Below are 14,118 nucleotides of genomic sequence, written 5' to 3'. Positions count from 1 at the left end.
CAAGCTAGCCTTGCTGAACGATCGATTCCTTAAGGCCTGCCTTGGCGAGCCAACGGATCGAACGCCGTTGTGGCTGATGCGCCAAGCTGGTCGTTATTTGCCAGAGTACAACGCTACGCGCGCCCGCGCGGGCAGTTTTTTAGCGCTAGCCAAGAACCCCAGTTTAGCTACTGAAGTTACCCTTCAGCCACTTGATCGCTACCCCTTAGATGCTGCAATTTTATTTTCCGACATCTTAACTATTCCTGACGCCATGGGCCTTGGTTTGCAATTTACCGCTGGCGAAGGCCCCAGCTTTGAAAGGCCTTTGCGCACAGCGGATGATGTAGCTAAGTTGCAAGTGGCGGATATGAATCAGCTGAAGTATGTTTTTGATGCGGTTGCAGAAATTCGCCGCGCGCTAATGCAAAATGGTCAGCAGCGTATGCCACTGATTGGTTTTTCAGGATCGCCGTGGACACTGGCTTGTTACATGATTGACGGCTCAAGCGCTGATGACTTTCGTCATGCTAAAACCATGATGTTTAGTCGGCCAGACTTACTGGCACAGATTCTCAAAATCAATGCCCAGTCTGTAGCCCAATATTTAAGCTTGCAATTAGAGGCCGGCGCTCAAGCATTAATGATTTTTGATACATGGGGCGGCATGCTGCCCGACAAGTGGTATCAAAGTGTATCTTTAGCAAGCATGCGCGAAGTAATAGCGCAGCTGCCCCGAGAGCACCAAGGGCGAAAAGTGCCGATTATTATTTTCACCAAAGGGGGTGGCCTCTGGTTAAACGATATGGCACAAGCTGGTGCTGATGTCATTGGTCTAGACTGGACTATCTCTCTGCAGCACGCGCGCGCAGCACTGGTAGCGGCTAATACCCCCATAGCACTTCAAGGCAATATTGATCCCCTTGCCCTATTTGCCGAGCCCGCCCAAATTCAGCAATTAGCGTGTGAAATACTCGATGGATTGGCGTCAGCGCCGCCTATGCGCCCCAAACTACATCCCTTAGATGGACATATCTTTAATTTGGGCCATGGCATTTCACAATTTACCCCCCCAGAGCACGTTTCTGCGCTAGTTGAGGCGGTCATAAGCCACTCCCAAGCCCTTAGAAAGTAGGCTAAACCAGAGCCGCTTGGCCTGTTAATTTGGTGCATTGCGAAAAGTTATGCACATAGTTATGCACAGCCAAACACGAGCATAAGAAATTCAGTAAGATTCGCTCGAAGCTTCAGATTACCCCTGCATAATTTAGTCTAAGTAATTGTTTTAATTGAATAAATAGTCGTAAAGCACCCCTCACGTAAGACTTTAAAAATGAACGCTAATGAAAAGATAATGGCAAACTTAGCGATATCCACAGACTTATCCACAAGTAAAGTTAACCCGCTAAAGCGCTGTAATGACTAAGCCCCTCATTGTTCAGGTTGCGATTGATAAGCCCCTGCGCCAATGCTTTGACTATATTTGGAATAGTGAAAAATTAGGGCAAGATCCCCTTATTGGCCAATTGGTTGAGGTACCATTTGGCCGCGGAAATTTAGTTGGGGTTGTGGTTCAAGTAAGCCATGACACTGCCCTAGAGCCGGCCCAATTAAAGACAGTTACGCAACTTGCACCGATTCCGGCCTTAGACCCCCAATTAATGCAGCTCATGGTATTTGCCAGCACGTACTATATTCAAGGGCTTGGCGAAACCCTCATTCCAAGTATTCCGCAATATTGGAAAAAACCCAAAAATTGGCCAAAACTACAACTTGCGCTAATGGATCAGGCGGCCATTAGTCAGGATAGTGGCCCCCACTCCAGCAGCAAAAGCGCTAAGGCTACCGGCGCCATTCTGACGGCAGCGCTAAATGCAGAGCAGGCCGCTGCGTTAACAAAATTAAATAATCAAAAACAAGACAGCCAGAAGAGCGGCTTGCGCGCCACATTATTGCAGGGCAGAACAGGTAGTGGCAAAACGGCCGTTTTTTTAAATTGGCTGGCTAATATATTGGCAGAAAAAAATGCTCAAGTGCTGATTTTGGTGCCCGAAATTAATTTAACCCCGCAATTAGAGAGAAGTGTGCGTGCGCATTTTCCAGGGCACACACTAGCTGTCTTACATAGTGCGTTGGCAGAAAAAAAACGCGGCATGGCCTGGTATGAAGCACAAATTGGTCGGGCGCAAATCATTCTTGGTACCCGTTTAGCTGTCCTTACTCCCATTCCGCACTTAAGGGCAATCGTCGTTGATGAAGAGCACGATACATCGTATAAACAGCAAGAAGGTACGCGTTATTCAGCACGTGATTTAGCAGTTTGGCGCGCTCATAATTTACACATTCCTATTGTTCTTTCTTCTGCTACACCCTCTTTAGAAACTTGGTTGGCCGCACGCAATAGGCGCTATGACTTAATCCAGCTAAACCAGCGAGCACAAGGCGGTGCAATGCCAGAAATACGCTTGATTGATTTAAAAGACAAAAATAATCAATCTGCTGGTGCTAAAAAAATTCATCTTTCAAGGCCTCTGGCCAATGCAATTGATGCTAACTTACAGCAGCAGGAGCAAAGTTTAGTGCTAATTAATCGCCGTGGGTATGCTCCTGTTTTAACTTGCTTATCTTGCGGCTGGCTTTCACAGTGCGCGCAATGCAGTGCATATTTAGTCTTGCATAAGCCAGGTGCAATTACTGCTAAGCCGATTTTGAGTTGTCACCATTGTGGCTTGGTAAAGTCTGTACCTAAGAGTTGTCCTGAATGCGGAGATGCCGATATACGACCCATTGGGCAAGGAACACAAAAAATTGAAGATGCAATCGGCCTAGCTTGGCCAAACGCCCGCATCTTGCGGATTGATGCTGATAGTAGTCGCAGGGGGCGTGGCGCTGAAGATATGATGCAGGCGGTGCATGCTGGTGAAATCGACATTATTATCGGCACACAAATGATTGCGAAGGGTCATGACTATCAAAATATCCGTGTAGTTGGCGTATTAGATGCTGATGCGCGTTTATATTCTCACGATTATCGTGCTCCGGAACGCTTATTTGCACAACTCGTTCAGGTCGCTGGGCGCGCTGGTCGAAGCGATGGTGTAGAAAAAATAAGTCAAATTTATATTGAAACCCGCCATCCAAATGCCGCTGTTTTTCAATACTTAATTCAGCATGATGTCGATGGTTTTTTAGCGCAGTTAGCAACTGAACGTGAAGAAGCGCAGTTGCCGCCTTTTACTTTTCAGGCCTTGATTCACGCCGAGGGAAAAGTGTTAAGCAAGGTATTGGTATTTTTAGCGCAGCTTAAACAAGAGGCAGCCAGCCACTTTGACGCCGAACAGCAGGTAAAAATATACGATCCCGTAGCGAAGAGTATGGTGCGAATTGCAGGCTTAGAACGCGCCCAATTAGTTATTGAAGCCAATCATCGGAATCATTTACAAGGTGTTTTAGAGCAAATTGATACCTTCTTACGAGGTCAGTCGCAAGGGCGTATTAGTAAGAAGGACAAAATACGCTGGTCGATTGAGCGCGATCCAGCGCTTATTTAAACTAAAGGCCCTACCTACTCTGTAGACCTTAGTTATACCCAAGCCGACGTTAGGTTTTAGCTGAGCCCGTACGATGAGTACGGTTATAGAGGCAGCTGGCACAAATCCAGCGCTGTTTGCGATTGCTCGTAGGAATCCACGTACCACCTTCTAAGCGCTTCTCGCGACTACAAGATGAGCAAAATTTAAGGCTTTGTGAGGTGTCTTGGGTTGGGGCGGTGGTTGAGGTGGTCATAAGCATTCCGAGGGGTACTAATCTACAGAAATGCTATTTTACCCGTTTTAGCAAGCTGGGGCAGGCGTCAGCATAATTTTCACTGAATCAGCGGTTTTATTGCCATCAAAATCTAGCCAGGCCTTATTTTCAAAGTCATACAGCTTACAAGCTCTGGCAGTATCAAAATACCATTTCCAGGAGAATTTTTGGATAAAAATTCGCTCTGGTAAAACAGTTTCTAGCTTCGCCTGAGCCTCTTTAAGACGATATAGGGGAATCGACATATCTACATGGTGAGCCGTGTGCTCCATGATATGGTGCATTAATGCGCCCCAGACAAAATTAAAAGTCAGATGAACGGTGGTAGAAACAAAGGGCTGAGCCCTTAACCATTCCGATTTTTTATCGTACCAAGACACTGAGGGGTGGGTGTGGTGTACGTAAACTACAAAACCAATCATGCCATTCCAAAATAAAAATGGCAAAGCAAAACCGGTGAGCAGGGTAATCCAAATCGATTGGTCGGTAAGCCAAGCCCCAGCAATGAGTGAGCCAAGCCACAGAACCGCAAAGGCCGAGACCAAATAGTTATCTTTCATAAAAATGGCACGGTTCGCTGGCTTATAAGTGGCATTGGGAAAGTATTCTCTTTTCCACCAGATTTCAATCATGTAATACAGTACTGGGCCCCAGCCGCTGCGATAAATGCGCTCAAGGGTTTGGCGCCATGCAGGTAAAGCATCAAACTCGGCTTTTGAAAGTGGCGCCCACACAAAATCAAAACCTTTTAAATTCGTTTGCCCGTGATGAACAACGTTGTGACCAATGTCCCAGAGGCTGTAGGGGGTTAACGAAGGCAAAAAGGCAATGCGTCCAAGTACTTTATTCAGTTCGCGATTAGCGGTAAAGCTTTGATGACAAGCATCGTGCCCAAGGATAAAGATACGTCCTGTGATAAATCCTGCGATTACGCCAAAAAGTATTTTAAGCAAAATATGTTCAAAATAGACGGTGGCAAAAATGGCGCCTAGCCAAAGTGTTGCGTCAAACATAAGTAAAGCAATTGCCCGACTCGTTTCGCCCTTCGCCATCGGCTCTAACCAGCTGCGAATAATTTTACGGTGAGGCAATGGTTGATCGGGCGTTAGCGGCGCAACGCGCGAAGAATCAACATAGGAGGGGTTTAAAGAGTTGGACACAATGTAAATAGAGGTTTAGACGCTTGAATGATAGAGCTTTTTGGTTTTTTCCGCTTGATTTGGATCAAAGTTACCCATGCTGGTGCGCCCGGCGCGAATCGAACGCGCGACCCTTGGCTTCGGAGGCCAATACTCTATCCACTGAGCTACGGGCGCATTAAGAACTAAGGCTCTATTGTAAGTGCCGGAATCGTTCGGGCTGGCTATAATTAACAAATCAACGAAAAAAACTAGCAAAAGAGCAAAATAATGAGCAATGGTCACGGTAGTTTAATTAAAACCCCAAAACAATTAATTGTGGTGGTTAGCCTCAGTTTTTTTGTACCGCTTCTCATTATTTTATTGTTAATGGTTTATGTTAATAGCGGCCAACGCGAATCTGGCGGCAGCATTGAGGCAGAAAAAGGAATCGCACAACGGATTAAACCGGTTGGGCAGGTTACCCTGAGTGCGGCCGCAGCACCACCCTCAGTGGCGGAAAATACAGCGCCAGTGCCACCCGCGGTCGCTGCAATCACAGCTCCGGCCGCGAAGGCCGCAGCCAAATAGAGTTAATGTTTTTTAGCCATCAGCGCTAATTGATACGCCGCTTTTTGGGGCATGCCGGTAGCCGTAGACACCACCTTAGCAATCTCTTTGCTACCTAAATATTCAGCAAGTACATTAATCCAGCGATGTACTGCCACTGCGTCGGCTGACTGTGGTTCACTAGACTTCTCCCCGGCGACTAAAATAATAAATTCTCCCTTAAGACTAATTGCGTTGGCAAGCCAGTCTTTTAAGGCGCCTGCAGTTAAAAAAGCGATTGCTTCAAATTTTTTAGTCAGCTCACGACCAATAATGATTTCGCGCTCAGGTTTAAGAATCGCTGATAGATTCAATAAGCTAGATTGGATTTGATGTGGCGACTCAAGAAAAATACTCGCTTGCGCAGACAAATTAATTTCATTTAAAACGCGCTCACGCTCTTTTACCTTATGGGGCAAGAAGCCAATAAATTGAAAGCGGCCTTGTAAATGATCAAGTGCCCCGCCGCCAACTGAGGCAATCGCAGTAAGCGCACTGGGCCCCGGAATGGGGATCACCCGAAACCCCGCTTGCTGAACAGCGCCGACGAGCTTAGCGCCGGGATCTGAAATGCCTGGCGTACCAGCATCCGAAATATAAGCCCAACGTTGCGACTGCTTTAAGTGGGAGATCATTTTTTTAGTAGCCGCAACCTCATTGTGCTCATGTAGCGCTACACATTTCTTATGAATGCCAAATGCCCGCAACAGGGCAGCGCTATGACGCGTATCTTCGCAAGCAATGCCATCAACTGCATTTAATACATGTAACGCGCGCAAGGTTATATCACCTAAATTACCGATCGGTGTAGCCACTACATACAATGCACTAGCCGGTAAATCTTGTTGTTGTAGAAAATCCGCTATACCCAATTCCATGGTGACACTCCATTCACATTCACAACATCGGTAAAAAAGCTGAAGCAGCAGCAAAAGAGTATCTTCAATGCGCAGGTCTCAACTTCGTCACCTTAAATTATCGCTGCCGCATGGGCGAGATTGATTTGATTATGCGTGATCAAGCTACTTTAGTGTTTGTAGAAGTCAGGGCGCGTAGCTCAAGCAATTGGGGCGGCGCCCTAGCTAGCATTAACGCCAGCAAACAAAATAAGATTTATAAAACAGCTCAATACTATTTGCAATCCCACTATCGCGCTAAGGACTATCCGTCGTGCCGCTTTGACGTGATTGCTATAAAAGGCGATCAACTAGAGTGGCTTAAGGCCGCATTTTGATGGCAGCTTATCGCCCCTTGGTAAAACTAGGGGCATAATATTAGGATGAATAACCAGACCCTGCCGAGCTTAGAGACGCGAACCGCGCAGCATTTCTTAGATAGTATTGCGTGCCAAGAAGAGGCTGCGAAGACTCTGTCAGCGCTAGCAGCCCAAGCCATTTTGGCGATGGCTAACTGTCTTCAGGCCGGCGGCAAGATTATGGCGTGTGGTAACGGGGGTTCAGCCGCCGATGCACAACATTTTGCTGCCGAACTGATCGGTCGTTTTGAGCGCGAGCGGCGGGAGTTAGCAGCAATCGCCCTCACCACCGACACCTCTATTTTGACTGCAGTGGGTAATGACTACAGCTATGACGAAGTGTTTAGCAAGCAAGTGCGCGGCCTTGGCAAAACCGGTGATATTTTATTGGCCATCACTACTTCTGGCAACTCTAAAAATGTGTTGAAAGCAATTGTGGCGGCGCAGTCCATGGGCATTCAAGTCATTGCCTTCAGCGGCAATGGCGGTGGTCAGTTAAGCAACTTACTAGGCGTAAACGATTTACTTTTATGTGCGCCCGCGTCGCGCACGGCACGAATTCAAGAAACACATTTAATTCTGTTGCATGCCTTATGCGATGGGATTGATCATGTTTTGCTCGATTAACTTTAGAGGTCAGGTCAGATGAAAACGCTATTTCGTTCAGTGAGTGCGCTGTTATGTCTGTTGTCATTGCTGGGCTTATTAAATGCCTGCGGTGTCATTGCGGTCGGCGCAGTTGCAGGCAGCGCAAGCGTGCTAGCCGACCGGCGCACCGCAGCTGCTCAAGCAACCGACATTGGAATTCAGTTAGAAGCTGGGGCGCAGCTCAGCAATAAGTTTGGCAAAGACGCGCACATCAATGTAACGTCATTTAATCAACAGGTTCTTTTAACTGGTGAAGTAAAAACAGCAGAAATGAAAAGCCAAGCAGAAGCAGATGTGAAGCAATTAAAAAATGTTCGTACTGTCTTTAACGAACTTACCATTGGGCCCATTAGTTCTTATACGGCACGAGCCAATGATGCCTATCTCACTTCAAAAATTAAAACGGAAATGATTTTTACTAATAATCTCCCATCCAATTCAATGGATATCGTGACTGAAGGTACAAACGTTTATATGCTCGGTATTTTGACCGCAGCCGAGGCTGCAAGTGCAAAGAAAATTGCGAGCTCAACAAATGGTGTGAAAGCGGTTTATACGTTTTTTGATTTGATTTCTGAGGCTGACAAAGAACGCATTGATCAGGCCAATAAAAATTCAGCTGCAGCGGCTACTAAGCCGGCACCACAAAACTAAGCTAGCAACCCAATAAAGATGCCAGCGCTAGGCCTGCTTATTGGGCCTTGGTTTTTTTCAGCAACCAGCGTAAAGCTTTATTTGATTGATTTAGATTGGATTTAACGGCGAAATCAAAATCTGCAAGCTGGACATTAACGGCCTCAGCAAAAATCGTGCTGGAATTTGCGGGTGGTAGCTTTAAGCAGGCTTCCGCTTCACCATAGGCATAGTCAATTTGCATACCTGCTTTTAGTGCCAAATGCACCATGATTTTATTTTGCGCTAAGCAATGCACAAATAAAGTGGTGACCTGAGTATTGCGCGCATGGACGATTGCTCGTTCTAGTAATGCAGCGCCACACCCTTGATAACGATTTTCGGCTAGAACGGAAACCCCAAATTCGGCAGCTTTACTGCGTTTGTTCCCAACCGGTAAATAGGCTAGGTGAGCAATCGCGATCAGCTTTAAGTTGGTATCGAAAATTCCAAAAATTGCATCCCGCTTAAAGTCAAGTTCGGCAACATAGATTTGAATAACGACATCAGTAGACGGAAGGCCAAAGCGTAAACGGCGATCTTCCGCTTCTAAAAGCAAAAAATGCGCCAAGATAGCAGCGCGATGACCGGCATGCAGTTCTCTCACTGGCAGGCTATTAAGCCCACAAATAAATGGTTTGCGGGTAGGTTTTGCGGCACCCTTAAAGCATATTTTGTGCATTGCATCATTTTACCCTGTTTTGCGCTTTTGACTAGGGTTTTCCCTAATCTTCAGATTTGGCCGTTTTTTGTAAAGAATTTCTGAAAATATCAGCAGAAATACCTAGATGGGTGTTGACATCTTGCAATTCTTGTGTCATAGTAGCGGACTTCGCTGAAATTTCTTAAAAAAGCCATTTCAGCCCTCTTTAAAAATTAGTCAATCGATAATTGTGGGTACTGGGTAAAGGCATCCAGTCCTTCGGGACAGATGTAAATAAAACAGTACTCAAGACAGTAAAAAGATTTGGTTTTTAACCAAGTCAATTTCTTGAATGAGTGCGACGATCCGCAAGGATCACAGGAATTAAACTGAAGAGTTTGATCCTGGCTCAGATTGAACGCTGGCGGCATGCCTTACACATGCAAGTCGAACGGCAGCACGGGTGCTTGCACCTGGTGGCGAGTGGCGAACGGGTGAGTAATATATCGGAACGTGCCTCATAGTGGGGGATAACGCAGCGAAAGCTGTGCTAATACCGCATACGCCCTGAGGGGGAAAGCGGGGGACCGTAAGGCCTCGCGCTATGAGAGCGGCCGATACCTGATTAGCTTGTTGGTGGGGTAAAAGCCCACCAAGGCGACGATCAGTAGCTGGTCTGAGAGGACGATCAGCCACACTGGGACTGAGACACGGCCCAGACTCCTACGGGAGGCAGCAGTGGGGAATTTTGGACAATGGGGGCAACCCTGATCCAGCAATGCCGCGTGAGTGAAGAAGGCCTTCGGGTTGTAAAGCTCTTTTGTCAGGGAAGAAACAGCAGCTCTAACACAGTCTGCGAATGACGGTACCTGAAGAATAAGCACCGGCTAACTACGTGCCAGCAGCCGCGGTAATACGTAGGGTGCGAGCGTTAATCGGAATTACTGGGCGTAAAGCGTGCGCAGGCGGTTATACAAGACAGGCGTGAAATCCCCGGGCTTAACCTGGGAATGGCGCCTGTGACTGTATAGCTAGAGTGTGTCAGAGGGGGGTAGAATTCCACGTGTAGCAGTGAAATGCGTAGATATGTGGAGGAATACCAATGGCGAAGGCAGCCCCCTGGGATAACACTGACGCTCATGCACGAAAGCGTGGGGAGCAAACAGGATTAGATACCCTGGTAGTCCACGCCCTAAACGATGCTGACTAGTTGTTGGGAATTTACATTCTCAGTAACGTAGCTAACGCGTGAAGTCAGCCGCCTGGGGAGTACGGTCGCAAGATTAAAACTCAAAGGAATTGACGGGGACCCGCACAAGCGGTGGATGATGTGGATTAATTCGATGCAACGCGAAAAACCTTACCTACCCTTGACATGTCACTAACGAAGTAGAGATACATTAGGTGCCCGTAAGGGAAAGTGAACACAGGTGCTGCATGGCTGTCGTCAGCTCGTGTCGTGAGATGTTGGGTTAAGTCCCGCAACGAGCGCAACCCTTGTCTTTAGTTGCTACGAAAGAGCACTCTAAAGAGACTGCCGGTGACAAACCGGAGGAAGGTGGGGATGACGTCAAGTCCTCATGGCCCTTATGGGTAGGGCTTCACACGTCATACAATGGTGCATACAGAGGGTTGCCAACCCGCAAGGGGGAGCTAATCTCAGAAAATGCATCGTAGTCCGGATCGAAGTCTGCAACTCGACTTCGTGAAGCTGGAATCGCTAGTAATCGCGGATCAGAATGTCGCGGTGAATACGTTCCCGGGTCTTGTACACACCGCCCGTCATACCATGGGAGTGGGTTTTGCCAGAAGCCGTTAGCCTAACCGCAAGGAGGGCGACTGCCACGGCAGGGTTCATGACTGGGGTAAAGTCGTAACAAGGTAGCCGTATCGGAAGGTGCGGCTGGATCACCTCCTTTCTAGAGAAAGATGCTGGAACTTTAGTGCCCACACTTATCGATTGACAACAAAAGCCACGGGTCTGTAGCTCAGCTGGTTAGAGCACCGTCTTGATAAGGCGGGGGTCGTAGGTTCAAGTCCTACCAGACCCACCACCAAAAGCAATACAGACTTAGTGGGTCGATGGGGGATTAGCTCAGCTGGGAGAGCACCTGCTTTGCAAGCAGGGGGTCGTCGGTTCGATCCCGTCATCCTCCACCATCAAACTAAATAGCAAAACTAAGCGATTCAAAACGTTTAGTTTTGCCATTTTCTTTTGGCTGTTCTTTAAAAATTTGAGTAAGCAAAGTGTCTGATGTATCTTTGAGAGTGCATCAGACAAGTAATATGGGTAGTGATTGAATCATCAATCAAAAGTAATACAAGCAAGAGTTTTAAATTGTTTGGATTACGGCGCAAACATGTCAGAAGTAGAAGTAAAAACCTGTAACGGTTACTAGCAATGGTGCTCGTTATAGGATCAAGTGAATAAGTGCATGTGGTGGATGCCTTGGCGATTACAGGCGACGAAAGACGTTATAGCCTGCGATAAGCCCCGGGGAGCTGGCAAATAAGCTTTGATCCGGGGATTTCTGAATGGGGAAACCCGCCGCTTTTGCGGCACCCACACCTGAATACATAGGGTGTGTGGAGCGAACCTCGTGAACTGAAACATCTAAGTAGCGAGAGGAAAAGACATCAACCGAGATTCCCAGAGTAGTGGCGAGCGAAATGGGAAGAGCCTTCTAGTGATAGCTCAGTAATTAACAAAATGGAATGGAAAGTCCAACAATATAGGGTGATAGTCCCGTATGTGAAAATTATTGGGTGGTACTAGGCTAGAGACAAGTAGGGCGGGACACGTGAAATCCTGTCTGAATATGGGGGGACCATCCTCCAAGGCTAAATACTCGTAATCGACCGATAGTGAACAAGTACCGTGAGGGAAAGGCGAAAAGAACCCCGGGAGGGGAGTGAAATAGATCCTGAAACCGCATGCATACAATCAGTAGGAGCCTCGTAAGGGGTGACTGCGTACCTTTTGTATAATGGGTCAGCGACTTACATTCAGTAGCAAGCTTAACCGAATAGGGAAGGCGTAGCGAAAGCGAGTCCGAATAGGGCGTTAGTTGCTGGGTGTAGACCCGAAACCAGTTGATCTATCCATGGCCAGGTTGAAGGTGCGGTAACACGTACTGGAGGACCGAACCCACTAACGTTGAAAAGTTAGGGGATGAGCTGTGGATAGGGGTGAAAGGCTAAACAAAACTGGAAATAGCTGGTTCTCTCCGAAAACTATTTAGGTAGTGCCTCGTGTATCACCATAGGGGGTAGAGCACTGTCATGATTGTGGGGTCCATTGCGGATTACCGCGTCATAGCAAACTCCGAATACCTATGAGTGCAAGCACGGGAGACAGACATCGGGTGCTAACGTCCGGTGTCAAGAGGGAAACAACCCAGACCGCCAGCTAAGGTCCCTAATATATGCTAAGTGGGAAACGAAGTGGGAAGGCTAAAACAGTCAGGAGGTTGGCTTAGAAGCAGCCATCCTTTAAAGAAAGCGTAATAGCTCACTGATCGAGTCGTCCTGCGCGGAAGATGTAACGGGGCTAAGCATATAACCGAAGCTGCGGATCACAGCAATGTGATGGTAGGAGAGCGTTCTGTAAGCCTGTGAAGGTGTGGTGTAAACCATGCTGGAGGTATCAGAAGTGCGAATGCTGACATGAGTAGCGATAAAGGGGGTGAAAAGCCCCCTCGCCGTAAGCCCAAGGTTTCCTGCGCAACGTTCATCGGCGCAGGGTGAGTCGGCCCCTAAGGCGAGGCAGAGATGCGTAGCTGATGGGAACAAGGTTAATATTCCTTGACCATTGTTAGATGCGATGGGGGGACGGATCGCGGAAAGTTGTCCGGGTGTTGGATATTCCCGGTTCCTGCATTGGAGATGGCTATTAGGTAAATCCGGTAGCGTAATTCAAGGGTGTGGGACGAGTGAGCTTGCTCGCGAAGCAATTGGAAGTGGTTCCAAGAAAAGCCTCTAAGCTTCAGTCTAACAAGACCGTACCGCAAACCGACACAGGTGGGCGAGATGAGTATTCTAAGGCGCTTGAGAGAACTCAGGAGAAGGAACTCGGCAAATTTGCACCGTAACTTCGGGATAAGGTGCGCCCTGGTAGCTTGACCGTGAACAACGGAAGGGCAAAGGGGTTGCAATAAAAAGGTGGCTGCGACTGTTTAATAAAAACACAGCACTCTGCAAACACGAAAGTGGACGTATAGGGTGTGACGCCTGCCCGGTGCTGGAAGATTAAATGATGGGGTGCAAGCTCTTGATTGAAGTCCCAGTAAACGGCGGCCGTAACTATAACGGTCCTAAGGTAGCGAAATTCCTTGTCGGGTAAGTTCCGACCTGCACGAATGGCGTAACGATGGCCACACTGTCTCCTCCTGAGACTCAGCGAAGTTGAAATGTTTGTGATGATGCAATCTACCCGTGGCTAGACGGAAAGACCCCATGAACCTTTACTGTAGCTTTGCATTGGACTTTGAACCGGTCTGTGTAGGATAGGTGGGAGGCTTTGAAGTTAGGATGCTAGTCCTGATGGAGCCAACCTTGAAATACCACCCTGGTTTGTTTGAGGTTCTAACCTTGGCCCATTATCTGGGTCGGGAACAGTGCATGGTAGGCAGTTTGACTGGGGCGGTCTCCTCCCAAAGTGTAACGGAGGAGTACGAAGGTACGCTTGGCACGGTCGGACATCGTGCCTAAAGTGCAATGGCAAAAGCGTGCTTAACTGCGAGACCGACAAGTCGAGCAGGTGCGAAAGCAGGTCATAGTGATCCGGTGGTTCTGTATGGAAGGGCCATCGCTCAACGGATAAAAGGTACTCTGGGGATAACAGGCTGATACCGCCCAAGAGTTCATATCGACGGCGGTGTTTGGCACCTCGATGTCGGCTCATCTCATCCTGGGGCTGTAGCCGGTCCCAAGGGTATGGCTGTTCGCCATTTAAAGAGGTACGTGAGCTGGGTTTAAAACGTCGTGAGACAGTTTGGTCCCTATCTGCCATGGGCGTTGGAGATTTGACGGGGGCTGCTCCTAGTACGAGAGGACCGGAGTGGACGTACCGCTGGTGTACCTGTTGTTTCGCCAGAAGCATCGCAGGGTAGCTATGTACGGAAGAGATAACCGCTGAAAGCATCTAAGCGGGAAACTTGCCTGAAGATGAGATCTCCCGGAGCTTTAAGCTCCATAAAGGGTCGTTGAAGACCACAACGTTGATAGGTCGGGTGTGGAAGCGCAGTAATGCGTTAAGCTAACCGATACTAATTGCCCGTTAGGCTTGATCCTATAACCAGCACCATTGGTGTTGGATGTTTGTGCGATTGATATAAATTGAATCGCTATCCAAATTTGCTTACTCAAATGGGGTTGTTGAATAAACA

At 47.8% G+C, this 14,118-nt stretch carries 10 protein-coding genes, 3 tRNA genes and 2 rRNA genes; 10 read left to right on the top strand and 5 right to left on the bottom strand.

The window, feature by feature from the left end; all coding sequences use genetic code 11:
• The first annotated feature begins 10 nt into the window (after positions 1-10).
• Positions 11-1,114 carry a uroporphyrinogen decarboxylase gene (gene hemE / locus LZT21_RS01715; RefSeq protein WP_233923316.1) on the top strand — a complete coding sequence of 368 codons (1,104 nt, stop codon included), beginning with the start codon at positions 11-13 and terminating at the stop codon, positions 1,112-1,114.
• A 283-nt stretch (positions 1,115-1,397) separates the two neighbouring features.
• Positions 1,398-3,530 (top strand): primosomal protein N', encoded by a 2,133-nt coding sequence (gene priA, locus LZT21_RS01710; RefSeq protein ID WP_233989128.1) that lies wholly within the window; start codon positions 1,398-1,400, stop codon positions 3,528-3,530.
• A 49-nt stretch (positions 3,531-3,579) separates the two neighbouring features.
• Here priA and LZT21_RS01705 read toward each other — a convergent pair whose 3' ends face one another.
• The 3 genes from LZT21_RS01705 to LZT21_RS01695 form a co-directional block, all read right to left on the bottom strand.
• Entirely contained in the window at positions 3,580-3,765 is a 186-nt protein-coding gene (locus LZT21_RS01705) for a hypothetical protein (RefSeq protein ID WP_233923314.1), read from the bottom strand.
• A gap of 47 nt (positions 3,766-3,812) precedes the next feature.
• The gene (locus tag LZT21_RS01700; RefSeq protein WP_233989254.1) at positions 3,813-4,838 is read right to left on the bottom strand and encodes a fatty acid desaturase; all 1,026 of its coding nucleotides are present in this window, start codon (positions 4,836-4,838) and stop codon (positions 3,813-3,815) included.
• Positions 4,839-5,026: 188 nt separating this feature from the next.
• Positions 5,027-5,102 (bottom strand) — tRNA-Arg (locus tag LZT21_RS01695).
• A 93-nt stretch (positions 5,103-5,195) separates the two neighbouring features.
• Between LZT21_RS01695 and LZT21_RS01690 the strand changes: the two genes are divergently transcribed.
• Positions 5,196-5,495 carry a hypothetical protein gene (locus LZT21_RS01690; protein WP_233989127.1) on the top strand — a complete coding sequence of 100 codons (300 nt, stop codon included), beginning with the start codon at positions 5,196-5,198 and terminating at the stop codon, positions 5,493-5,495.
• A 2-nt stretch (positions 5,496-5,497) separates the two neighbouring features.
• Here the strand turns inward: LZT21_RS01690 and rsmI are convergent, their stop codons facing one another.
• Positions 5,498-6,391, bottom strand: coding sequence for a 16S rRNA (cytidine(1402)-2'-O)-methyltransferase (gene rsmI, locus LZT21_RS01685; protein WP_233923312.1), 894 nt, complete (start codon positions 6,389-6,391; stop codon positions 5,498-5,500).
• Between the two features lie 11 nt (positions 6,392-6,402).
• On the opposite strand from rsmI, the gene LZT21_RS01680 reads away from it, so the two are divergent.
• From LZT21_RS01680 to LZT21_RS01670, 3 genes are read left to right on the top strand one after another with little or no spacing between them, the layout of a single operon-like run.
• A complete protein-coding gene (locus tag LZT21_RS01680; protein ID WP_370634769.1) occupies positions 6,403-6,747 on the top strand; it encodes a YraN family protein in 345 nt (114 codons plus the stop codon).
• Between the two features lie 45 nt (positions 6,748-6,792).
• Positions 6,793-7,395 (top strand): phosphoheptose isomerase, encoded by a 603-nt coding sequence (locus tag LZT21_RS01675; RefSeq protein ID WP_233923311.1) that lies wholly within the window; start codon positions 6,793-6,795, stop codon positions 7,393-7,395.
• 18 nt (positions 7,396-7,413) lie between these two features.
• Complete coding sequence (locus tag LZT21_RS01670; RefSeq protein WP_233923310.1) at positions 7,414-8,070, top strand: BON domain-containing protein; 657 nt, start codon at positions 7,414-7,416, stop codon at positions 8,068-8,070.
• A gap of 37 nt (positions 8,071-8,107) precedes the next feature.
• Here the strand turns inward: LZT21_RS01670 and LZT21_RS01665 are convergent, their stop codons facing one another.
• Complete coding sequence (locus tag LZT21_RS01665; protein ID WP_233989126.1) at positions 8,108-8,770, bottom strand: GNAT family N-acetyltransferase; 663 nt, start codon at positions 8,768-8,770, stop codon at positions 8,108-8,110.
• A 347-nt stretch (positions 8,771-9,117) separates the two neighbouring features.
• Between LZT21_RS01665 and LZT21_RS01660 the strand changes: the two genes are divergently transcribed.
• From LZT21_RS01660 to LZT21_RS01645, 4 genes are all read left to right on the top strand, one after another.
• Positions 9,118-10,650: ribosomal RNA gene (locus LZT21_RS01660) — 16S ribosomal RNA — on the top strand.
• Positions 10,651-10,708: 58 nt separating this feature from the next.
• Positions 10,709-10,785 (top strand) — tRNA-Ile (locus LZT21_RS01655).
• Between the two features lie 30 nt (positions 10,786-10,815).
• Positions 10,816-10,891: transfer RNA gene (locus LZT21_RS01650), tRNA-Ala, on the top strand.
• Positions 10,892-11,148: 257 nt separating this feature from the next.
• A 23S ribosomal RNA gene (locus LZT21_RS01645) occupies positions 11,149-14,023 on the top strand.
• Together the 16S and 23S rRNA genes with 2 tRNA genes alongside form the textbook arrangement of a ribosomal RNA operon.
• The last annotated feature ends 95 nt before the right edge of the window (positions 14,024-14,118 follow it).

The sequence above is a fragment of the Polynucleobacter sp. IMCC 30228 genome (assembly GCF_021395205.1).
In the GTDB taxonomy this organism is placed as follows: Bacteria; Pseudomonadota; Gammaproteobacteria; order Burkholderiales; family Burkholderiaceae; genus Polynucleobacter.
The sequence above is the reverse complement of the archived record's forward strand: the minus strand, read 5'-3'. Positions and strand labels throughout refer to the sequence as shown.

Excerpts from the sequence above, each read along its gene's own strand:
- LZT21_RS01665 (WP_233989126.1), bottom strand. The coding sequence starts at position 8,770 with ATGCACAAAATATGCTTTAAGGGTGCCGCAAAACCTACCCGCAAACCA.
- priA (WP_233989128.1), top strand. The coding sequence starts at position 1,398 with ATGACTAAGCCCCTCATTGTTCAGGTTGCGATTGATAAGCCCCTGCGC.
- LZT21_RS01690 (WP_233989127.1), top strand. The coding sequence starts at position 5,196 with ATGAGCAATGGTCACGGTAGTTTAATTAAAACCCCAAAACAATTAATT.
- LZT21_RS01700 (WP_233989254.1), bottom strand. The coding sequence starts at position 4,838 with ATGGCGAAGGGCGAAACGAGTCGGGCAATTGCTTTACTTATGTTTGAC.
- rsmI (WP_233923312.1), bottom strand. The coding sequence starts at position 6,391 with ATGGAATTGGGTATAGCGGATTTTCTACAACAACAAGATTTACCGGCT.
- LZT21_RS01675 (WP_233923311.1), top strand. The coding sequence starts at position 6,793 with ATGAATAACCAGACCCTGCCGAGCTTAGAGACGCGAACCGCGCAGCAT.
- LZT21_RS01670 (WP_233923310.1), top strand. The coding sequence starts at position 7,414 with ATGAAAACGCTATTTCGTTCAGTGAGTGCGCTGTTATGTCTGTTGTCA.
- LZT21_RS01705 (WP_233923314.1), bottom strand. The coding sequence starts at position 3,765 with ATGACCACCTCAACCACCGCCCCAACCCAAGACACCTCACAAAGCCTT.